The sequence below is a fragment of the Phenylobacterium sp. genome (genome assembly GCF_041919955.1).
Classification (GTDB): domain Bacteria; phylum Pseudomonadota; class Alphaproteobacteria; order Caulobacterales; family Caulobacteraceae; genus Phenylobacterium.
Genome location: NZ_JAYRSU010000001.1, coordinates 204,497 through 225,053, shown reverse-complemented (window position 1 = coordinate 225,053; position 20,557 = coordinate 204,497). Strand labels below are relative to the sequence as shown.

20 protein-coding genes are annotated in these 20,557 nt (G+C 69.5%); 6 read left to right on the top strand and 14 right to left on the bottom strand.

Annotated features, from left to right (window positions below):
- Positions 1-6: 6 nt before the first annotated feature.
- Together ACE3T2_RS01080 and ACE3T2_RS01075 are read right to left on the bottom strand one after the other, a co-directional pair.
- A complete protein-coding gene (locus ACE3T2_RS01080; RefSeq protein ID WP_374653782.1) occupies positions 7-735 on the bottom strand; it encodes a TVP38/TMEM64 family protein in 729 nt (242 codons plus the stop codon).
- A gap of 105 nt (positions 736-840) precedes the next feature.
- Positions 841-2,640 carry a DEAD/DEAH box helicase gene (locus tag ACE3T2_RS01075; RefSeq protein WP_374653780.1) on the bottom strand — a complete coding sequence of 600 codons (1,800 nt, stop codon included), beginning with the start codon at positions 2,638-2,640 and terminating at the stop codon, positions 841-843.
- A 148-nt stretch (positions 2,641-2,788) separates the two neighbouring features.
- On the opposite strand from ACE3T2_RS01075, the gene ACE3T2_RS01070 reads away from it, so the two are divergent.
- Genes ACE3T2_RS01070 through ACE3T2_RS01055 form a run of 4 tightly spaced genes read left to right on the top strand, consistent with a single transcriptional unit; the run spans position 2,789 to position 6,768 of the window.
- Positions 2,789-3,172: a hypothetical protein gene (locus ACE3T2_RS01070; protein WP_374653778.1), complete on the top strand. Its 384-nt coding sequence runs from the start codon at positions 2,789-2,791 to the stop codon at positions 3,170-3,172.
- A 32-nt stretch (positions 3,173-3,204) separates the two neighbouring features.
- Positions 3,205-4,623 (top strand): hypothetical protein, encoded by a 1,419-nt coding sequence (locus ACE3T2_RS01065; RefSeq protein ID WP_374653776.1) that lies wholly within the window; start codon positions 3,205-3,207, stop codon positions 4,621-4,623.
- Positions 4,623-5,510, top strand: a complete 888-nt coding sequence (locus ACE3T2_RS01060; RefSeq protein ID WP_374653774.1) for an esterase/lipase family protein — start codon at positions 4,623-4,625, stop codon at positions 5,508-5,510. The genes ACE3T2_RS01065 and ACE3T2_RS01060 overlap by 1 nt, the downstream gene beginning before the upstream one ends.
- A 46-nt stretch (positions 5,511-5,556) precedes the next feature.
- Positions 5,557-6,768, top strand: a complete 1,212-nt coding sequence (locus ACE3T2_RS01055) for a TIGR03862 family flavoprotein (RefSeq protein ID WP_374653772.1) — start codon at positions 5,557-5,559, stop codon at positions 6,766-6,768.
- Here the strand turns inward: ACE3T2_RS01055 and ACE3T2_RS01050 are convergent.
- From ACE3T2_RS01050 to flgB, 10 genes are all read right to left on the bottom strand, one after another.
- Positions 6,765-7,688, bottom strand: a complete 924-nt coding sequence (locus ACE3T2_RS01050) for a mechanosensitive ion channel family protein (RefSeq protein WP_374653770.1) — start codon at positions 7,686-7,688, stop codon at positions 6,765-6,767. The two genes, ACE3T2_RS01055 and ACE3T2_RS01050, sit on opposite strands and share 4 nt — an antisense overlap.
- A gap of 50 nt (positions 7,689-7,738) precedes the next feature.
- On the bottom strand, positions 7,739-9,805 hold the full coding sequence (gene cckA / locus ACE3T2_RS01045; protein WP_374654049.1) for a cell cycle histidine kinase CckA: 2,067 nt from the start codon (positions 9,803-9,805) through the stop codon (positions 7,739-7,741).
- Between the two features lie 79 nt (positions 9,806-9,884).
- Entirely contained in the window at positions 9,885-10,973 is a 1,089-nt protein-coding gene (gene flhB, locus ACE3T2_RS01040) for a flagellar biosynthesis protein FlhB (RefSeq protein WP_374653768.1), read from the bottom strand.
- Positions 10,974-10,976: 3 nt separating this feature from the next.
- A complete protein-coding gene (gene fliR / locus ACE3T2_RS01035) occupies positions 10,977-11,732 on the bottom strand; it encodes a flagellar biosynthetic protein FliR (protein WP_374653766.1) in 756 nt (251 codons plus the stop codon).
- Between the two features lie 19 nt (positions 11,733-11,751).
- Positions 11,752-12,015, bottom strand: coding sequence for a flagellar biosynthesis protein FliQ (fliQ, locus tag ACE3T2_RS01030; protein WP_183773444.1), 264 nt, complete (start codon positions 12,013-12,015; stop codon positions 11,752-11,754).
- Between the two features lie 77 nt (positions 12,016-12,092).
- Positions 12,093-13,637: a glycine betaine ABC transporter substrate-binding protein gene (locus ACE3T2_RS01025; protein ID WP_374653764.1), complete on the bottom strand. Its 1,545-nt coding sequence runs from the start codon at positions 13,635-13,637 to the stop codon at positions 12,093-12,095.
- The gene (locus ACE3T2_RS01020) at positions 13,634-14,401 is read right to left on the bottom strand and encodes an ATP-binding cassette domain-containing protein (RefSeq protein ID WP_374653762.1); all 768 of its coding nucleotides are present in this window, start codon (positions 14,399-14,401) and stop codon (positions 13,634-13,636) included. Before ACE3T2_RS01020 ends, ACE3T2_RS01025 begins: the two co-directional genes overlap by 4 nt.
- A gap of 57 nt (positions 14,402-14,458) precedes the next feature.
- Positions 14,459-14,767: a flagellar hook-basal body complex protein FliE gene (fliE, locus tag ACE3T2_RS01015; RefSeq protein WP_374653760.1), complete on the bottom strand. Its 309-nt coding sequence runs from the start codon at positions 14,765-14,767 to the stop codon at positions 14,459-14,461.
- Between the two features lie 11 nt (positions 14,768-14,778).
- Entirely contained in the window at positions 14,779-15,198 is a 420-nt protein-coding gene (gene flgC / locus ACE3T2_RS01010; RefSeq protein WP_374653758.1) for a flagellar basal body rod protein FlgC, read from the bottom strand.
- Positions 15,199-15,208: 10 nt separating this feature from the next.
- Entirely contained in the window at positions 15,209-15,625 is a 417-nt protein-coding gene (flgB, locus tag ACE3T2_RS01005) for a flagellar basal body rod protein FlgB (RefSeq protein ID WP_374653756.1), read from the bottom strand.
- 105 nt (positions 15,626-15,730) lie between these two features.
- Here flgB and ACE3T2_RS01000 point away from each other — a divergent pair, with 105 nt between their 5' ends.
- The gene (locus tag ACE3T2_RS01000; RefSeq protein ID WP_374653754.1) at positions 15,731-16,012 is read left to right on the top strand and encodes a flagellar biosynthetic protein FliO; all 282 of its coding nucleotides are present in this window, start codon (positions 15,731-15,733) and stop codon (positions 16,010-16,012) included.
- Positions 16,005-16,802 carry a flagellar type III secretion system pore protein FliP gene (gene fliP / locus ACE3T2_RS00995; RefSeq protein WP_374653752.1) on the top strand — a complete coding sequence of 266 codons (798 nt, stop codon included), beginning with the start codon at positions 16,005-16,007 and terminating at the stop codon, positions 16,800-16,802. Before ACE3T2_RS01000 ends, fliP begins: the two co-directional genes overlap by 8 nt.
- Here the strand turns inward: fliP and ACE3T2_RS00990 are convergent.
- Together ACE3T2_RS00990 and ACE3T2_RS00985 are read right to left on the bottom strand one after the other, a co-directional pair.
- Positions 16,799-17,602 carry a transporter gene (locus ACE3T2_RS00990; RefSeq protein WP_374653750.1) on the bottom strand — a complete coding sequence of 268 codons (804 nt, stop codon included), beginning with the start codon at positions 17,600-17,602 and terminating at the stop codon, positions 16,799-16,801. The two genes, fliP and ACE3T2_RS00990, sit on opposite strands and share 4 nt — an antisense overlap.
- Positions 17,603-17,612: 10 nt before the next feature.
- The gene (locus tag ACE3T2_RS00985; RefSeq protein WP_374653748.1) at positions 17,613-20,555 is read right to left on the bottom strand and encodes an endoglucanase; all 2,943 of its coding nucleotides are present in this window, start codon (positions 20,553-20,555) and stop codon (positions 17,613-17,615) included.
- Positions 20,556-20,557: the final 2 nt, after the last annotated feature.

Sequence of the window (20,557 nt, the reverse complement as noted above, 5' to 3'; positions counted from 1 at the left end):
AGGCGTCTATGCGGAGGACCGCTTGAAGCGGATCGAGATCAGGCTGAGCGCGCCCAGCGCCAGCAGCGGCAGCCCGACCTCAGGCCGCAGCAGCACGCTGGCGTCCGGCTCTCGGCTCCGCAGGAACGCACGCCCCAACCCGGCGCCGAGATAGCTGTAGACCAGCGAATACGGGACGGCGCCGACGAGGGTGGCCGCGACATAGGCGCGAAACGGCGCGCGTGCGCAGCCGGCGGCGATGTTGACGAGCCCGAAGGGACTGAGCGGGACCAGGCGCAGGGTCAGCAGGTATCTGAAAGGCGCCCGCTCGAAACCGTCCATTAGGCCGCGCCATCGGCTGCGCGCGAGGAACCGCCTCACCCGGTCCCCGGCGGCGAACCGGGCGGCCAGGTAGGCCATCACCGCGCCGAGGGTCGAACCGACCACCGTCGCCCCGGCCCCGACCAGAGGTCCGAACAGGAAGCCGCCCGCCAGCATCAGCACCAGGCCCACGGGCACGAAAGCGGCGGTCGCCAGCGCATAGAGCGCGACGAAGACGGCCAGGGCGATGGCCGGCGCGGCGGCCACCTCGTGACGCAGGTGGATTTCGTTGGCCTGGACGCTGTCCAGCGAAATCTCCTTGGCGAGGCCGCTGGCGTAGAGCGCAACCGTCGCGGCGACCAGCAGGGCGGTCGGAATCCACCGCGCGATGATGCGAACGGTCCTGCGTCGCCTGTCTTCTACGAGCTCGGTCATCCGCTCTCGCCTGCTCTTCCGACGAAGCCAGACAACGCCGGGATCGCGCGTTGGCTCCGCCTAACTCAAGCTAGCGCTGTGAATGTGGCCGCAGAAGGCCTTGGATCACCGACCCTTGGGTCGCTTGTCGCCGGCCGCCTTCTTCCACGGCGGCTTGCCCGACTTCGGCCCCGGGGCGCCCGGCGGCCCCTTGAAGGGCTTGCGGAATGGCGGGCGGCCATCTCCCGCCGGCCCCTTGCGATGCGGTCCGCCCTTGCCGGGCGCCGAGCCGGGAGGGCTCGACGGCTCGATCTTGATGTCGTCGTCGACCGTCGCCCGGACAGCTTCGGCGAACTTGGCCTCGGCGGTCTTGGCGATCTCGAACTTGGTTTCGCGGTCGAAGATGCGGATCGAGCCGATTTCCTTCTTGGTCACGTGGCCCAGGCGGCAGATCATCGGGATCAGCCACTTGGGGTCGGCGTTCTTCGCGCGACCGACTGTGATGCGGAACCAGCTGACCTCGTCGGCGCTCATGCGCTCAGGCTTGCCGAAGGCCGGCTCGCCGTGCTCGCGACGCGGGCGGTCGCGGTCGCGCTCCTGAGCGTCGCGCATGCGCGCATCGTCGTAGAGCTCTTCCGGCGAGGGTAGCCGCTGGCGATACAGGCGCATCAACGCCGCAGCCACCTGCTCGGCGCTGCGATTCTGGAGCACCAGGCGGGCCAGGGCCAGGTCTTCCTCGGCGGGCGCCTCGGTGAGGATCGGGTCCTCCAGCATGCGCGCCTGATCCTTGGCGCGGATCTCGTCGGCGGTCGGCGGCCCCTGCCACTGCACCTCGACGCCGGCCGAAGCCAGCAGCTGCTCGGCCTTGCGGCGGCGGGTGTAGGGCACCAGCAGGACCGAGGTTCCCTTCTTGCCGGCCCGGCCGGTACGGCCCGAACGGTGCAGCAAGGCCGGCTTGTTGATCGGCAGGTCGGCGTGGATCACCAGGCCGAGATCGGGCAGGTCGAGACCGCGCGCCGCGACGTCGGTGGCGACGCAAACCCGCGCATGACCGTCGCGCAGCGACTGCAGCGCTTCGGTCCGCTCGCGCTGACCGAGCTCGCCCGACAGGCCGACCACCGCAAAGCCGCGCTCACGCAGGGCCGCATGCATGTGCCGCACGCCGTCGCGCGTGTTGCAGAACACCAGGGCTCCCGGCGCCTCGAAGAAGCGCAGCACGTTGACCACCGCCAACTCCACCTCGTTCGGCGCTACCCGGATCGCGCGGTACTCGATATCGCCGTGCGGCTCGTCGCGGCGCACGGTGTCGATGCGCAGGGCGTCGCGCTGATAGCGCTTGGCCAGTGCGGCGATATCCTTGGCGATGGTCGCCGAGAACAGAAGGGTCCGGCGGTTGACCGGCGAGGAGTCGAGGATCTCTTCCAGGTCTTCCCGGAAGCCCATGTCGAGCATCTCATCGGCCTCGTCGAGGACCAGCACGCGCAGGTTCGACAGATCGAGGTTGCCCCGTTCCAGGTGATCCTTCAGACGACCCGGCGTGCCCACCAGGATGTGGCAGCCGGCCGCCAGGGCGCGCTGTTCCCGGCGCGGATCCATGCCGCCGACGCAGGTCTCCACCTTCGCTCCCGCCTCGGCATAGAGCCAGCCGAGTTCGCGGGCGACCTGCATGGCCAACTCCCGAGTGGGCGCGATGGCCAGGGCCAGGGGCGCGCCAGGCGCGCCGAACCGGTCGGCGTCCTCCAGCAGCGTCGGGCCGGCGGCCAGACCGAAGGCGACTGTCTTGCCCGAACCGGTCTGGGCCGAGACCAGCAGGTCGCGACCGGCGGTCTCGTCGGCCAGCACCGCCGCCTGGACCGGCGTCGGTTCGGAGTAGCCCTGGCTCGCGAGCGCGCGCGCCAAGGCGGGATGAATGTCGGGGAAGGCCATGGTCGTCCTTGAGGTGCGCGCCACACACAAAAAGAGCGCGGGGCGCGCCATAAAGGCCAAGCAGCGCATAACCGCAAGCCTTGCAACGCCGAAATCGGCTTTCGGGGCGCAAGGGCCGCAGGCAATCTATCCGCCAGGGAGAAGCACGATGAGCGCCTACAAGACCGAAATCGCCGCGGCCATGGCCGTCACCGACGCCTTCATGACAGCATTCAACGCCCGCGACGTCGCCGCCTTCGACGCAACCTTCAACTTCCCGAGCGTGCGGCTGGCGTCCAACACCCTGACGCTGATCGAGCCCGGCTATCACCGCGCCGAGATGTTCGAGCGCGGCGCGCTCTCCGAATGGGACCATTCGGCCTGGGAACGGCGCGAAGTGATCCACGCCGGGCCGGACAAGGTGCACCTAGACACCCGCTTCACCCGCTACCGCAAGGACGGAGGCGTCATCGGCGGCTTCAACTCGATCTACGTCATCACCTGTGAGAACGGCCATTGGGGCGTCAAGGCGCGGTCAAGCTTCGCGCCATAGGTTCGTCGCAACGCCCATAGTCGAGGGGACATATGGCCAGACCCTGGTCCTACACGCTCTACGACCTGCCCGCCTTCGCGGGCCTGGAGACCGTCGGCCGTGAGTTCAATGTGCGTTTCCGGTTGTTCGGCGGCGCAGCATCTCGTCTGGCCATGGCGCTCTGGCACGACCGGCGCCTGTCGCGGACCCTGGTCGACCTGACCCCGTTCGCCAGCGACGTGGACCTGGAGCATTCCGGTGACGACGCTCGCACAGCCGAGATCCAGGCGGCCATCGACGCCTATGTCGTCGATGCGCCCTGGTGCCGCTGGTCCCTGGTCGGCCATCAGACCGCAGCGGTCCTGCGCGCCCGGCGTGCGCGGAGCACCCAAGTCCCCCTGCGCAACATCGTCTTCGAGTCCTGGCGTCCGTCCGAAGTCGACGACCAGGCGGTGGAAGACCTGCGGTCGCTGAGCGTCAGCATCCAGCCCCATCCGCGCTTCGCCGAAACCGAGGCCCGTCGGTCCGAGACCGACCTCGAGATCTTCGGCCTGCTGCTCGCCCTCAACGCCGCGACCGACCTTGCCTTCGCCGCCGACGCTCCCGTGAATGTCGACACCAATGCGGCGGCGCTCCTGCTCGGGCGATACATCCGCAGCGACGACGCCGCGGTCCTGGCCCGCCAGCCGCACCTGCGCCGGCGGCTGTACTATCTCACCGCCGCCCTGGTCGCCCGCAGCCCGCGAACGGACGGACCTCTCGGCCGCATCCTAACCTTGCTGAACGAGGCCGCGCCCATTGCGCAGCTGCCGCCGCGCGGGGAGGCGATGGTCGTGTCGGCCGCCTTGAAGGGCGATAGCTTCCGCGCCCCGCGGACGGCGGGGATGAGCCTCACCAGCGACCTCGGCGCGGATTTCGAGGCCGCCTACACGATCGACCCGGCCTTCGAGGTCCATGGCGTTTCACAGGCCGTACCGCTTCAAGCAGGGCCAGCGCCGTCCAGCGGCCTTGATCTCCTCGGCCGCCCCCGCGAGTTCCTGCACCTGGCCTGGCGCGCCGGGGGCGAGACGGCCGGCGTCACCACCGCCTTCGCCTTGGATCGAGCCAACGCACTGCATCAGGGCTTTGCGGTCGGCGGGCCGCTGCCCGCCGGCGGACGCTGGCTGCGCATGGACATCGGCGGCTTCCTGGCGTCGGAGAGCGCGCAGGCGATCCGCATCGGCGTCCTGCAAGGCGACGCCATCGACGAGGCCGACCCGGAAGAGGCCAAGGCGCCGTCGGCGATCGGTCCGGGCCCTTCCGCAGCGCGCCCCGAGAGCCGCGCCGCCGTCGTCCTCGAGGGTATGGAAGTCCAGGGCGAAATATCGCCCCAGCGCTACGCCGCCGACGAGCAATGGGGCGGGTTCAGCGCGTATGACGAGGGGCTGGCCGAACAACAGCCGCAAGTCCAGAACCTGATCGGAGAGGTGTGATGGACAAGCCGCCCCGCCTCGTCTTCCGGCGCACGCAGGATGCGCCGCACATCCTGGTCTTCGCCCACGGCATCACCCAGACAGCACGAGGCCTCTATGGCTTCGCCGATCTGGTCGCTGCTCATGCGCCGGAGGTCGACATCGCGATCTTCGACTATGATTGGAAGCAGCCGTTGGCCACCAGCGGCGCGCAGCTGGCCGCCCAGCTCGCCGACCTGCGTCGCCACCGCCACATCACTCTGGTCGGCTACAGCATGGGAGGCCTGATCGCCCGACTTGCGGTGGCCGATCACGCGCCGGCCAAGGTCCGTACGGTCCTCACGCTCGCTACGCCCAACCGTGGCGCCCTGACCCCCGCCCAGCTCGGTCCCCTCGCCCAGGACACGGTCGAAGGCGGCAAACGGTTGGTCTCACCCATCGCCCACTGCCCGGGCGTGCGGCAACTGGCCGAGGTCGATCCGATCATGCGCGGGCGGAGTCTGCGCGCCGACGTCCAGGCTGCGGTCCAGGACAAGCGCTACGGCAGCGTCCCGGCGCTGTACTTCCACCCGAACCGCTATTGGCGCGAGGCCAAGACTCCGATGCGCAAGGCGGGCCTGGCCATGGGTGCGATCAAGAAAATGCCCCGTCCTCACGACGGCATCGTCGCCGAGCCGTCGAACGATCTCGTCGCCCGCGCCCGCGGCGATTTCGCGGAGTTCCATCACGCCCGATATGACGGCGCCTCGCCCGCGCGATGTCATGCGATCCACGCCGAGGCGCTGGATCTCGACCACATCAGTATCTTGCAGTCCGAAGCCATAGCCGAGGTAGTGGCCGATCTCGCCCGCGCGCCCGATTGGGCGGCCTTCGGGCTGGGTCCGAGCCTCCAGGTTTTCGTCGGCTGACGACCGCAGGCTGGACATTTGCCGGCAACCGGCGTCTCAGGCGGACATGACCAACGCGCCCTCATCCGTCGCGATCATCGGCGGCGGCCCGGCCGGCCTGATCGCCGCCGAGGTCCTCAGCGCCGCCGGGCGGACGGTGAGCGTCTACGACCGCATGCCCAGCCTGGGCCGCAAGTTCCTGATGGCCGGCCGTGGCGGATTGAACCTCACCCACTCCGAGCCGCTCGACGCGTTCGTCTCGCGCTATGGTCCGGCCGCCGAGCAGCTCGCGCCGATGATCGAAGCGTTCAGCCCCAGCGACCTCACCGCCTGGGCCCAGGGACTAGGCCAAGAGACCTTCGTCGGCTCCAGCGGCCGGGTCTTTCCGCGCAGCCTGAAGGCCTCGCCGCTGCTGCGCGCATGGCTGGCGCGGCTGGCCGGCCAGGGCGTGACCTTCCACCTGCGTCACGATTGGCGCGGTTGGAGCGCCGACGGCGCGTTGTCGTTCGGGACGCCGGACGGCGCAGTCTCGGCAAGCGCCGACGCCGTGATCCTGGCCCTGGGCGGCGCAAGTTGGCCGAAGCTGGGGTCGAACGGCGACTGGTCGGCGATGCTGGCCCAGCGCGGTGTCGAGGTCGCGCCGTTCGCCCCGGCCAACAGCGGCTTCGACGCCGCCTGGAGCTCCGTCTTCGCCGGGCGCTTCGCCGGCCAGCCGCTGAAGAACATCGCCCTGAGCTTCCAGGGTCGAACCGTGCGCGGCGAGGCGATGATCGCCGCCTACGGCCTGGAGGGCGGCGCGGTCTACGCCCTGTCCTCGGCCCTGCGGGCGAGGATCGAGGCCGGTGACGAGGCGGTGGTCGAGATCGACCTTGCTCCAGACCTGACCCGCGCCAAGCTGACCGACCGCCTGCATCGCGCCGCGCCCGGCCAGTCCAGCGCCAGCCTGCTGCGCAAGGCCGCTGGCCTCTCGCCCATCGAGGCCAACCTGCTGCGCGAGGCCTGCGGCATGGCCCTGCCCCGGGACCCTGGAGCGCTTGCCCGGGCGATCAAGGCGGCTCCGGTCAGGCTGACCGCACCGCGGCCCCTCGCTCGCGCCATCTCCACCGCCGGCGGACTGGCCTGGTCCGAGGTCGACGGGGGCCTCAGGCTGCACAAGATCCCTGGCGTCCAGGCGGTCGGCGAGATGCTGGACTGGGAAGCCCCGACCGGCGGCTACCTGCTGCAGGCCTGCTTCGCCACCGGAGTCTGGGCGGCGCGCGCGCTGCTCGCCGGAGCCTAGTCCGGCGCCTTCAGCCGGTCGCGCAGGGTCGGGCGCTTGCGCTTGGCCTGCGTCCTGGCCGGTTCCTTAGGCTTTGGCAGGGTCGGCAGGTTGGTCTCTGCCCCATCGGCGATGAGCCGCCCGGCCAGCATCAGGTCGGCCTTGACGGTCGCGACGTCGCCGGCCTCGGCCCATGCACGGACCGTCAGCTCGACGAACACTTCCGACATGGAGGTGACCTCCACCACCGGCGGCGGGTCGGGCAGCACCAGCGGGTTGGCCGCTGCGCGGGCTTGGAGGGCGGTCATCAGCGCGTTCAGGTCGCGCTTGACGTCGACCTTCACAATAGCGTCGGCGCGGCGGCGGCTGTGATAGCTGAGGTTCACGATCACATCGCCGAAAATCTTGCCATTGGGCAGCACGACCTTGAGGTTGTCCGGAGTCGTCAGCTCGGTAATGAACAGGTCCAGGGAACGGACCGTGCCAGTGCGGCCCGAGACCTCGATCACGTCGCCCACGCGATAAGGGCGGAACAGCAGCAGCATGACGCCGGCGGCGACATTGCTGAGCGTGCCTTGCAGGGCCAGGCCGATGGCCAGCGAGGCTGCGCCCAGCACCGCCAGGATCGACGTCGCCTGAACCCCCAGCTGCTGGAGCACGGCGATCAGGCCGACGATCATCACCAGGTAGCGCGCCGCCGACCCGGCGAAGCCCTGAAGCGTCACGTCCGGCGGTCCGCCGCCATGCACCCGCGCGATCAGCCTGCGCACCAGGCGCGAGGCCCAGCTCGCCGCCCACCAGGTGACGGTGAGGATGATCACCGCCACGACGAGGTTCACGGCGAGGTCGCCGGCCGCGTCGATGAATTTGTGAAGGACGTTCTCGTCCGACGTGACCGTCTGGTTCAGACGGGTTGCGATCTCGCGTTCAAGTCCCTGCATGTCCGACGCTTAGCATTGACGCCCCCGCCCAGGCCAATCCGCGCCAAACGCTACGCGGCCTTTTGAAGTTCCTGCTTTACCCGTTCGGCCAGGGTTTTGATGTCGATCGGCTTGGGCAGAAACGAAACGTTCTCCTCGCCTTCCAGCAGGTTGGAGAACTCCGCCTCGGCATAGCCCGAGATGAACATCACCGGCGCGCCGGCCAGGTATTGCCGCGCGTGCTTGAGCAGATCCGGGCCCTGCATGCCAGGCATGACGACGTCGGAGATCATCAGGTCGATCTCACCGGCGTGCTGCTCGGCCAGTTCCAGCGCCTCCTCGCCCGAGCCCGCCTCGATCACCTCGTAGCCGCGAGCACGCAGCAACTTGGCGGCGACGCCGCGCACCGCGTCCTCGTCCTCGACGAACAGGATGCGGCCGGCGCCTGACAGATCGCGGGCCTTGGGCGGCGCCTTGGCGGTCATGGGCGTCGGCGCGGGGGCCGTGGCGCTGGGCACGTGCACCGGAAGGAAGATTCGGAAAGCGGCGCCCTCGCCCGGCTTGGAGGCGACGCTGATCCACCCGTCCGACTGCTTGACGATGCCGTAGACTGTCGCCAGGCCCAGCCCCGTCCCCTCGCCCACCGGCTTGGTGGTGAAGAACGGGTCGAAGATCTTGTCCATCACCTCCGGGGGGATGCCAGGACCGTCGTCCGAGACCTCGATCAGGGCGTGATCGCCGCGCGCCGCCGGATAGCCGGCCGCATGCGCCTCATCCTCGGTCAGGCGCGCCAGACGGATGCGCACCACGCCCCCGCCATGGGCGCGGACGGCGTCGCGCGCGTTGACGGCGAGGTTCATCACCGCGGTCTCGATCTGGCTGCGGTCGGCGCGCACGTGCGGCAGATTGCGGCCGTACTCGGTCTCGAGCTTCACATCCTCGTAGAGCACGCGGCGCAGCAGCACCTCGGACTCGCTGATCAGTTCGCCCAGGTCCAGGGTCTCGCGCTGGACGGTCTGCTTGCGCGAGAAGGCCAGCAGCTTGCGCACAAGGTCCGCGGCGCGCGTCGAGGTCGAACGGATCTCGTTCAGCCCCTCGTAGGACGGATCGCCCACCGGATGGCGCTGAGCAAGCACGTCGAGCTGGAAGAAGATCGCAGTGAGCAGGTTGTTGAAGTCGTGGGCGACGCCGCCGGCCAACTGGCCGATCGCCTGCATCTTCTGGCTTTGCGACAGCTGCAGCTCGATCTGCTTCTGCTCGGAGACGTCGACCAGATAGGCCACCCAGCGGCCGCTGCTCTTGGAGAGGTACAGGTGCGCGATGCGCGCGCGGTCATGAGCCAGTCGGACCTCCAGCGCGCCCACATGGCCCTCGGCCAGCTTCAAGGCGGCGTCGGCCCGCGAGGCCGCATCTATGAGATCGCCGAAAACGCCGCCGGCCGCGCCGCCGCCGGCCACAGCCGACAGGGCCGGGTTGGCCTCGAGAATGGTCGCCGTGAACGGGTCCTCGCCATCCAGCAGCGCCGCGCCGAAGGGCGAGGCCGCGGCGAAGGCGTCCAATACCTTGGGCGGCGGCGGACTGGCGTTATTGAAGGCCTGCAGCACTTCGGCCGCCGCGGACGGCAGGGCCAGCTGGGCAGGCTCGTTCAGGCGCACCAGGAACCGGCGCTCGCCCAGCGGCGCGACGGTGGCCGAATGCTCCGATCCGTTGTTGCGGATCGAGGCCTGAGCCGTCTCCCCGCGGCGCGCGGCGGTCAGCGCCGAGAACAGACTGGCCGCAGAGGGACCGCCCTTGGGCAGGCGCGCAGCAGCGCCCAGCAGCGCCCGCCAGGCGGCGTTGGCCGCATGAATGCGGCCGTCCGCGGCGGCGATGGCGGCAGGTTCGGCCAGGGCGTCGACCACCTGGTCCGCGCCGGGCTCGCTGGCGACGACCGTCTCGGTCGAGCTGCGCAGGGCGAAGAGTCCCAGACACGCGACGCCGAACAGGCCGATCAGCAGCATGACGCCAGCCCGCGTGGCGGGGCCGGCGTTGAACGCCGGCACGGCCGCGAAGCCGACCGCAGCCAGGAAGCAAAGCACCGCCATGCCCGTGATCGGGTCGAAGCGGCGGGCGCGATCCTGCGACTTCGGCTTTGCCATGGGGCGGTCCCGGTTGATCTCGAACGACGAGGCGCAAGCCTCCGGCGAATCAGTCACTGAAATCTTCTCACGGGAAATCTTAGTGGTGACGGGCCTTTGCGGCCACGCGCGCGCTGTTCTGCATGATGAAGCCGATCAGCTTGGCCACGGCTTCGTAGTGCGCAGGCGGAATGAACTCGTCGAGATCGACCGCCGCATAGAGGGCCCGCGCAAGGGGCGGATCCTCGATTACCGGCACGTCGTTCTCCTCGGCGATGGCCCGGATCTTGAGCGCCAGGGCGTCCATGCCCTTGGCCACGCATTGCGGGGCGGCGGTGTCGCCGGCCTCATAGCGCAGGGCCACGGCGTAGTGGGTCGGGTTCATGATCACCATGGTGGCGTCCGGCACCGCCGCCATCATCCGACGGCGCGAGCGCTGGATGGCGATCTGCCGTCGCTTGGCCTTGATGTGCGGGTCGCCTTCCGAGTTCTTGAACTCTTCCTTCTGCTCCTCCTTGGTCATGCGCATGCGCTTGAGGAAGCGCGCGCGCTGCCAGAACCAGTCGAGTCCGGCGATGGCCAGCATCAAGGCGGCGACGGCGAAGACCAGCTTGCGCAGGATCTCGACCATCAGCGGCAGCATGGCGGCCGGGTCCAGGGCGGCCAGTTCCTTCAACGGGTGCAGATAGGGCTTCATCACCACCCAGCCGACCCAGCCGACCATCACCACCTTCAGGAGGGACTTCACGAACTGCATCAGGCCGTCCGGCCCGAGAATCCGCTGAAAGCCGCTCATCGGCGAGACCTTCTTCCAGTCCGGCTTGATCTTCTCCGGACTGAACAGCAGGCCGGTCTGCACCAGGTTGCCGCCAGCGCCCATCAGGGCGGCGACCGCCAGCACGGTCAGCAGCAGCGGCGCTGCGGCGTGGGCCGCGCGGCTGGCCACGTCGACCGCGCCCTGCCCTTCCAGGTCGAAGGCGTCGGGATGGGCGATGAACGGCAACAGTTCGGCGGCGAGATTCCTCGACATCCAGCCCCCGGCGATGGCGATCACCGCGGCGGCTCCGACAAATGAAGCCAGCATTGCCAGATCGGGGGTCTTGGCGACGTCCCCTTTCTCTCGCGCCTTCTGGAGCTTCTGGGGTGTCGCCTCTTCTGTTTTTGACGCTGCGTCCTGTTCGTCGGCCATGGCCTAGCCCAGGAACTGCGAGACCAGCTCGCGGTAGCGATTGAGCCAAACCATGCCGATGACGCCGAGGCTGAGGGCGAAGATCGACAAGCCCAGCAGCACGATCAGCGGTGTGACGACGAAGAACACCTGGAACTGGGGCATCACCCGTCCGACCAGGCCCGCGGCGACGTTGAAGATCACCGAGAACACCACGACCGGCGCGGCGAGTTGCAAGCCCAACCGGAACGAGCCCGCGACGGTCTGGATCGCCAGCTGCGCGCCGTCCGAGATCTGGATCGGTCGGCTGAACGGAAAGATCGAATAGGATTTCACGATCGCGGCCAGAAACATGTGGTGCAGGTCCGTCGCCATGATCAGGGTGATCCCGATCAAGCCAAGGAAGGTGCCGAGCGTGGTCGAGGGCTGCGCCTGACCCGGGGCCGCGGTCTGCGCGAAGGAGAGGGTCGTCTGGATCGAGATGATCTCGCCCGCCGTCGCCAGGGACGAGAGCAGCATGCGCAGGATCGCCCCGATCATCAGGCCGATCATCAGCTCCTTGACGACTGCTCCGGCGACGCCGGAGACGTCGCCTGGCACCGGCATGCCCTTGGCCACCACAGGCATCAGCATCAGGGCCATCAGGAAGGCGAAGGACAGACGAATGCGCGGCGGCACGCTGGTGTCGCCGAAGCCGGGCAGCAGCATGACGATCGCGCCCACCCGGGCGAAGATCAGCCCGGCGGCGTAGACCTGAGAGGCGGCGGCGTAGCTTTCCATGGGTGGGCGCGCGGCCCCGTCACATCGCCGCGATGCGGGCGGCGATCTGGCGCATGAAGCCGCTCATCAGCGCGCCCATCAGGGGCAGGAACAGCAGCAGCGACAGGAAGATCGCCACGATCTTCGGCGCATAGACCAGGGTCGCTTCCTGAATCTGGGTCAGGGCCTGCATCAGGCCGACGCCGACGCCGACCACCAGGCCTACGATCAGCACCGGCGCGCAGAGCTGGATGGTGAGCCAGATGGCGTCGCGACCGACGTCCAGAACTTCGGCGCCGCTCATCGGAAGGCCTTTCGAGGTACGCGTGAACCGCTGGAAACCAGCTAGGTCAAAATTGCCCAGTTATGGTTAACGAAGCGCTACTTCCCGGCGGCGAGCGCCCTGGCCGCCTCCCCCGGCGTCACCTTGTCTCGGTCGCGGTCGACGCTGAAATTGGCCGCGCGCATGGCCTCGACCGAGATCGAGTCGACCAGCGGCCGCAGCGCCGCCAGCAGGCGCTCGTCCCCCGCCCGCTTAGGCGAGATGAGGATCACCGCGTCGTAAGGCGGCAGCGCGCCCTTCGGATCCGACAGCACCACCAGCTTGTCGGCGGAGATCCGGCCGTCCGACGAGAAAGCCGATATCACGTCGGCCTCCCCGCCGGACAGAGCGCGGTACATGAAGGTCGGTTGAAACGAGCGCTCGGCCTTGAAATGGAAGCCGTAGGCGGCGTCGACCGCCTTCCATTCCGGTCGCGACAGGAATTCCAGGTCCGAGCCAAGCGTCAGGCGCGGCGCCTGGCGGGCGAGGTCGGCGAGGCTGGCGACGCCCAGCGCCTTGGCCCGGTCGGCGCGCATGGCGAAGGCGTAGGCGTTCTCGAAGCCCAGCGAGCCCAGCACGACGACGCCGTCGCGGCGCTTCAGCTCCGACGTCAGCTCAGCCAGCACCGCCGCTCGGCCCGGATTGTCCTGCCGCTTCAGCACATTGGTCCAGAGCGTGCCGGAGTAGTCGACATAGGCGTCGATCTCGCCGGCCGCGAGCGCGCGGTAGGCCACGGCCGAGCCCAGGTCTTCCTTGCGCGAGACCCGCGCCCCGCGGTCTTCCAGGCGCTGGGCCATCAACTCGGCCAGGATGTACTGCTCCGAGAAGTTCTTGGCGCCGACCACGTAGCTGGCCGGCTTGCCGATCGCCGCCAGCGGGCTGATCGCGGCCAGAGCGCCGACCGCCAGCAAGGCCCCGCCCGCCAAGATCAGGCCTCGACGACGCCTTGCCGCGCCCGTCTCGATCAGGCCCAGCAGTTGGTCGACCGCGAGGGCCAGCACCGCAGAGGCCGCGCAGCCGAACAGCACGAACACCCAATTCTCGGTCTGGAGCCCTGCGAAAATGTAGTTGCCCAGGCTGGTCTGGCCGACCGGCGTCGAAAGCGTCGCCGCCCCGATGGTCCAGACCGCCGCAGTGCGCACGCCGGCCATGATCACCGGCATGGCCAACGGCAGCTCGACCTGGAGCAGCTTTTGACGCGCGGTCATGCCAACACCGTCGGCGGCCTCACGCACCGCCGGATCGACGCCGAGGATGCCTGTGGTCGCGGTCCGCAGGATCGGCAGCATCGAGTAGAGGGTCAGGGCCAGCAGCGACGGCAAGAAGCCGAGCGCCGAGAAGCCTTTCCCCAGCAAGGCCTGACTGGCCGCCGAGAGGCCCAGCAGCACCGGATAGAACAGCGCCAGCAGCGCCAGGCTCGGGATGGTCTGGATGAAGCCGGCGAAGGCGAGCAGCGGCCAACGCAGGCGCGGACTACGGCTGGCGGCCACCGCCAGCGGCAGGCTGACGGCGATCCCCAACGCCAGGGCGCTGGCGCTCAGCAGGACGTGCCAGGCCAGATAATCGGGAAGCAGGGCCAGGGCCTGGGCGATCTTCGGGTTCATGCCCCGCCCCCTAGCCGCGCGCGCAGCCGCTCGGCCTGGCGGCGCGGCGCCTCCAGCAGTTCGCGCACGGCGTCCGGCCGCCCCGGCGCCAGAAGTTCGCGTGGAGCCCCGTCAGCGAGAATGACGCCGGCCTCCAGCACCACGATCCGGTCGGCCAGCAGCACCGCCTCGGCCATGTCGTGGGTGACCATGACGGTGGTGAGCGCCAGCCTGTCGTGCAGGGCGCGGTAATCGGCGCCGAGCGCGTCGCGGGTCAGGGGATCGAGCGCGCCGAACGGTTCGTCCATCAGCATCAGCCTGGGCTCGGCGGCCAGGGCGCGGGCCACCCCGACGCGCTGGCGCTGGCCGCCGGAGAGCTGAGCCGGCGCGCGACGCGCCACCTCGCGCGGCAGGGCGACGAGGTCCAGCAACTCGTCGACCCGCGCGGCGATCCTGGCTGGCGCCCAGCCCAGCAGGCGCGGCGTGACACCGATGTTCTCGGCGACACTGAGGTGGGGAAACAGCCCAACCTCCTGGAAAACGTAGCCGATCTTCCGGCGCAGCTCGTGCGGCGGCGGGCCGCGCGCATCCAGGCCCTCCACGCGGATCGCTCCGGAGTCGGGCGGGACGAGGCCGTTGATGGTCTTCAGCAGCGTGGTCTTGCCGGATCCCGACGCGCCGACGAGGGCCACGAACTCCCCCGCCGCGATGGCGAGGTCTACGCCGGCGAGGGCGACATGCGCCCCAAAGCGCTTCTCGATGGCCGAAAGCTCGATCGCCGACATGCCGCTAGGCGTAACACGGGCAGGTGGAAGTGGAACCCCTGTCTCGCCGGCGCGCCGTCAGATCGGCATGCGCATGATTTCCTGGTAGGCGTTGATCACCTGGTCACGGACGGCCATCACCGTCTCCAGGCTGGCCTCGGCGGCCGAGATCGCCGTGACGACGTCGATCAGCTCGGCCTTGCCGGCCGCCTGGGCGGCGATCTGATACTCGGCCTTCTTAGTGTTCTGCAGCACGTCGCCCATGGCCGACTTCAGCACCGAACCGAAGTCCAGCCCCTGCTCGTCCTGGGCCGGGGAGGCGGGACGCGCGATCGCGGTGTTCTGGGTCGCGGCATAGGCCTTGGCGGCGGCGAGCGCGGTCATCATGGCCTAGGCGCCTACTTTTTCAGGATGTCGAGAGTGCGCTGCTCCATGGCCCGCGCGGTCTCGATGACGTTCAGGTTGGCCTCGTAGGCGCGCTGCGCCTCCTTCATGTCGAGCGCCTCGACGAGGGTGTCGACGTTGGGCAGCTTCACATAGCCCTTGGCGTCGGCCGAGGGGTGGCTGGGGTCGTAGACGCTGCGGAAATCCTTGCGGTCGGGCTCGACGCGGGCGACCCGCACGCCCTGGCCGGCGTCGGTCTTGTAGGGCGTGAACACCGGGATCTGGCGGCGATAGGGGTCGCCGCCCGGCTGGCGCGACACCGAATTGGCGTTGGCCATGTTCTCCGCGATGACCCGCATCCGCGCCTGCTGGGCGCGCAGGGCGGTTGCGGCGATGGCGAGCGGCGCGGTCGAGGTGGATTTGATGTCGGCCATCTAGCGTCTCCTAGCCGCGACCGGGCGCGCGGGAGGCCAGGCGCAGCATGTTGAGCGACTTCTGATAGAAACCGATGGCCGCGTCGTAGTTCATGCGCGCCTCGGTCATCTTCATCATCTCCTCCTCCAGCACGACGGAATTGCCGTCGAGCGTGGTCTCGGAGTCCTTGGCCTTGACCGCCTTGTAGGGCGTGCGGCGCTGCGAGGCGGGCGTCATGTGGCCCGGCTGCGTCACCGCCTGCGCCGAGGCGCCTGCCGCTTGCGCCGCCTGGACTTTCGCTTCGAAGGTGAAGGGCTTGAGGTCGCCCGGCGTGTAGCCTGGCGTGTCGGAGTTGGCGACGTTTTGCGAGATCAGACGCTGGCGCTCGTTGAGGTGGCCAAGCCGCCCCTTGAGCATCGCGAACAGAGGAATCTCGTTCAGGTCCATGATCCGATATGGTGAACAAACAGGGTTAACCGCGCCTTAAGACCCTTGGGCGCACTCCATGGCGGACGGCGCAGTGCGCCACGCCATTCCCTTTCGAATCCACCGATGGAACTGCCTGAATTCCTCCGCGCCGTCTTCGCCCTGGCGCTGACCCTGGGGCTCGTCGGCCTTGGAGCCGTGGCGCTGCGCAGGTTCGGGCCGGACGCCCTGGCGCGCTTCGTACCGATGAAGAAGGAGCGGCGCCTGGCGGTGGTCGAGACCCTCATCCTCGACCCGTCGCGCCGCCTGGTGGTGGTCTCGTTCGACGGCGAAGAGAAGCTGCTGCTGCTCGGCGAGGGGCAGGTCCTGCCCACCGAGGGCAAGCCCGGAACGGACGCCCATGCGTAAGGTTTTCAAGGCCATCTTCCAGGATCGCGCCGATGACTGGCGCAGGGCCCTGCGCCTCTCGGCCGCCGCGACGCTGGTCAGCCTGATTTTCCCGGCCGTGGCCCTAGCCCAGGCGATCAACGTCAACCTCGGCACCGGGGCGGGCCTGTCCGAGCGCGTCGTCCAGATGGTCGGCCTGCTGACGGTGCTGTCGCTGGCGCCGTCGATCGTGATCATGACAACGTCGTTCGTGCGGATCGTCGTCGTGCTGGGGCTGCTGCGCACGGCGCTGGGCCTCCAGCAGAGCCCGCCCAACGCGGTGATCATCAGCCTGGCCCTGTTCCTGACCGCCATCGTCATGGGCCCGACCTTCCAGAAGTCCTACGAAGACGGCATCAAGCCGCTGATGGACCAGCAGATGGAACTGCCCGCGGCCTTCGACGCCACGGCCGCGCCGGTGAAGACCTTCATGCTGAGCCAGGTCGACCAGGAGGACCTCGCGCTCTTCATCCGGCTGTCGAAGATCCAGCGACCGGCCACGGCCCAGGAAACGCCGCTGACGGTCGTGACCCCGGCCTTCATGATCTCGGAGCTCAAGCGCGCCTTCGAGATCGGCTTCCTGCTCTTCATCCCCTTCCTGGTCATCGACCTGGTCGTGGCCAGCGTGCTGATGAGCATGGGTATGATGATGCTGCCGCCGGTGGTGGTGTCCCTGCCGTTCAAACTGATCTTCTTCGTGCTGGTCGACGGCTGGCGGCTGGTGGCCGGCAGCCTGGTCGAGAGCTTCCAGCGCGGCGCCGGCGGCGGCTAGAAGCGGCGCGCGATCCCAGCGCCGATCTCAAGATCCGGCGTGTCGCGGGTCAGGCCGCCATAGACGCCGATGTCGAACTGCAAACCGTCAACCGGCGTCCATGCCAGGGTCAGGTCGACGGACGCCTGGCGGCTGTCGCCTGAAGGATCATCGTCGAGGCCGCCCCAGAGTTCGAACGCCACGTTCATCGGACCGAGCGAGCGGCTGACGCCGGCCGCCAACGACCAGGAAAGATGCGTCCCCTCGCCGTCGGCGTCGCGCACCACGTCGACCTGCGGCGCCAGACCGAGGGAGACCTCGTCGGTCAGGGGCGCGGAGATCGGCACGATCAGGCCGCCCTGCCAGCCCCCGGCCCCGATCCCGCGCTTGCCGGTCGGGGCGCTGACATAGGGCTGCAAGGCCACCGACAGGCCCGAGCCGTCCGGATTGCGCAGCGAGCGGCGCAGCGTGAGGCTGAGGTCGCCGACGCCGGAGGTTCTCGACGTCGCTCCGCCGTCGCGGGCCCGGACCTGGGCGTAAGGCGTCCAGGCGATCTGGCCCTCCAGGTTCGGCGTCAGGCCAAGGCGCAGTTCGAGGGCGCCGACCGCATAGGTCTCGCTGGATCCGGGGCCCGAACGCTGGAAGCTGGCGTCGACCGCGCCCATTTCGGCCTGGAACACCCCGACGTCGATGACGCAAGGCGGCGAGCCCTTGCCGGGCCGGTCGGCGCAGAAGTCGCGCAGGCTGCTGCGCTCCTGGGCATGGGCGCCGGCGGCCATGGCCAGGGCGCCGAACACGATCATGCCGAACGCCGGCCGCACCAGGTCTCGCCTATCCTTTGGCCGCGGTCGCCGCAGCGGCCTGCTTGGCCGCCGGCTTCGGCGCGGGCTTAGCCGCCTGGGCCGGCGGCGTGGCCGGACCGACTGGGGCGGGCTTTTCGCGGAAGCGGACCTTCATCTTGGCGACCCAGCCGGCGAAGGCCTCGTTGTCGGCGGTGACGCGGCCGAAGTCGCCCACGCTGAGCTGGCCCTGCTGCACGCCGGTCAGGGCCACGCGAAGGGCGTCGGGGTTTCGGGCCTGGTCGTAGAAGCCCGAATAGCGCTGCTGCAGCCGCGCCAGAGAGGCGTCGTCGCCCGCAAGGCTGTACGCCACGCCGGTGCGCAGCAGCTTGCCCTCGTCCTCGGAGCTGAGCGGGCCGGCCTGCTTCCAGCGCTCGCCTAAGCTCTTTTCCAGCAGGGCCGCGGCCGGGCCCCAGTTCTTCTGCTTCCAGTAGATCTCAGCGCGCAGGTCCTGGGCGTCACGGCTGTTGTCCCGGTCCAGCACTTCCAACGCATGGTCGTAGCGGCCAAGGCCGCTGAGGGCGCGGGCCTCGACGACGCGGCGCTCGGCGTTCAGCGCGGTGGGCAGGATGGTCGTGCGCGAGGAATTGATGGCGATCAGCGCCTGCTCGGGCTTTCGGTCCATCAGGTAGATCAGCGCGAGGTCCGTGGCGACCTGGGCGCGCGGCACCCCGTCCAGGCGGTTGTCGGCCTGATATTTCAACAGATCGGCCGCCTGGTCCAGCAGATCGACGTCGACCAGGCGGCGAACCAGCTTGCGCACCATCAGGTCGCCGTCGGCGCCGAGCGGCGTCAGCTCGCGGAAGTCGTAGAACATCGCCACGGCCTGGACCGGCTCCAGCCCGTCGGCGGCGCCGTCCAGGAAGAGAGCCCGGAAGGCGGCGGCGAGGTCGGACTGGAGCTGCACCGACTCCGGCAAATCCGGCAACCGGGAGCCCGCGCCGCGCAGCGCCTCCAGCGCCTCGCGATAGCGGCCCTGGCTGAGATAGAGGTGGCCGAGCGCGCGGATCGTCTCCAGCTCGGTCGCGTCACCGCGCCAGCGATAGCGCAAGGCCGCAAAGGTGTTGGCGGCCTCGACCGGAGTGATCTTGGCAAGCTCCAGCCGGATCTTGGTCGCCTTCAGCGTGGCCGGGGTCGAGACCGACTCGATCGGCGCCTTGGCCACCGCCGCATAGATGCGCAGGGCGCGGTCCTTGTAGCCCATCGCCTCGACTACCTGGGCCTGGACCAATCGCGTGGCCAACTCCTCCGGCGGGTCGGTCTTGTCCATCAGGGCCAGCTTGATGCGCGCCTCGGCCCCGTTGACGTCGCCCAGGGCCAGGGCGGCGAGCGCGTCGGAGCGCGCGAACCGCGCCTTCCAGACCGGCGAGAACTGGTTGAAGGCCTCGGCCCCGGCGCCGAACTGGCTGCGCGCCTCCGGCCATTGGGCGAGTTGCGCGGCCGCATACGAGCGCCACAGCGACACCGACGGATCGTCCGAGAGGATCGGGACCGAGAAATCGGCCTGAGCCTCCTTGTAGCGTCGCGCCATCACCCGGGCGATGCCGCGCAGGGCGCGGAATTCCGGATCCTCCAGCACCTGCGGATTGCGGCGCGCGGCCTCGTTCAGCACGCCGATCGCTTCGTAGGACAGCTCCGAGCCGACCAGGAAGCGGGCAAGCGACATGCGCGCAGCCATGGGCGCGTCCCGGCCGGTCGCGGCCTCGTCGTTGGCGGCCGACAACAGGGCGTTGTAGCGGGCGAGGAAGCCACCCGAGCCGGTCTTCGGCCAGTTCTGGTAGTCGATCAGGCCCGGCATGCCGGCGGCCTGGGGCGCGCCGAGCATCGCCTCGGCCCGTTCCGTTGTCGCCGAGGCCGGCGAGAGCGTCAGACCCGAGGGACGCCCGATCTGGACGAGGTCGCCGTCCTGGCTCACCGCCAGGTCCTCGATATAGGATTCCGCCGCCAGGCCCTGGGCCGAGGGCAGCAGCGCCATCTGCACGAACTCGCGCCGCGAGGGCAGGCCCTTGGCAGGCCCCAGCGCCGTCACCACCGACAGAGTGTCGCCGACAACCGGATCGCCGACCCGCAGCACCTTGGTCGCGCCCGCAACGGCGGCCTTGAGGCCCGCTGGCCCGCCGGCCTGGTCGCGCACGACGCGGATCTGGCTGGCCGCCTCGACCTGGGCGCCGGGCCCGAGGATCACCGTCCAGGTCGCCCCTTGCGACTGGGCGAAGACGGGGGTGCCCGGCGGCGAGTCGATGCGCACCGCGGCGTAGTCGGTCCCGCGCACCGCGCCCATCCGGGTCAGCTGGCGCAGGCCGCGCGGGGCCTTGGAGACATCGATCGTCGCTGGCGCGTCGAACACCACCCAGACCGCCTCGCCCCGACGGAAGACCGCCGCCCCTGCCGGGTTGGCCCACGGGAAGACCAGCTGCACCTGGCCGGCGCCGATCCTGGTCTCCATGCGGACGACACCGCCCGCCGGGATCGGGTTGGGGCGCGGCGGTTGAGGCGCCGCTTCGGCGGGCGCCGCCGCCTGCGTGATCTCGGCCGGCTTGGCAGGGGCCGGCGGCTTCTCGAAGAGATTGATGAAGGTGGCGCCGTCGGCGCTGCCGATCTTGGCGTCGGCGTTGTCGGCGAGGGTCAGGACCACTTCGAGGCCGCCGCCTGCGCGGCGCGTCTCGGCGGACTTCAGCCATTTCGGCGGCGCGACCTTCAGTTGGGTGACGTCAGGCGCGGCGCTTTGGTTCAGGCGCAGCACCAGGGTCTGGCCATCGCGCCGGACCACGGCGCGACCGGCGATCTCGATGCGCGAGAAATCCTTGGCCTGCGCGACGCGGACCTGTCCGCGAGGCGCGGTCTCCAGCGCCGGAGCGGCCAGACCTGCAGGCGCGGCGACGCTGGCGATGGTGATCGCCGCGACGCTCGACCGCAGGGCCTGGCGCAGTTTCATCG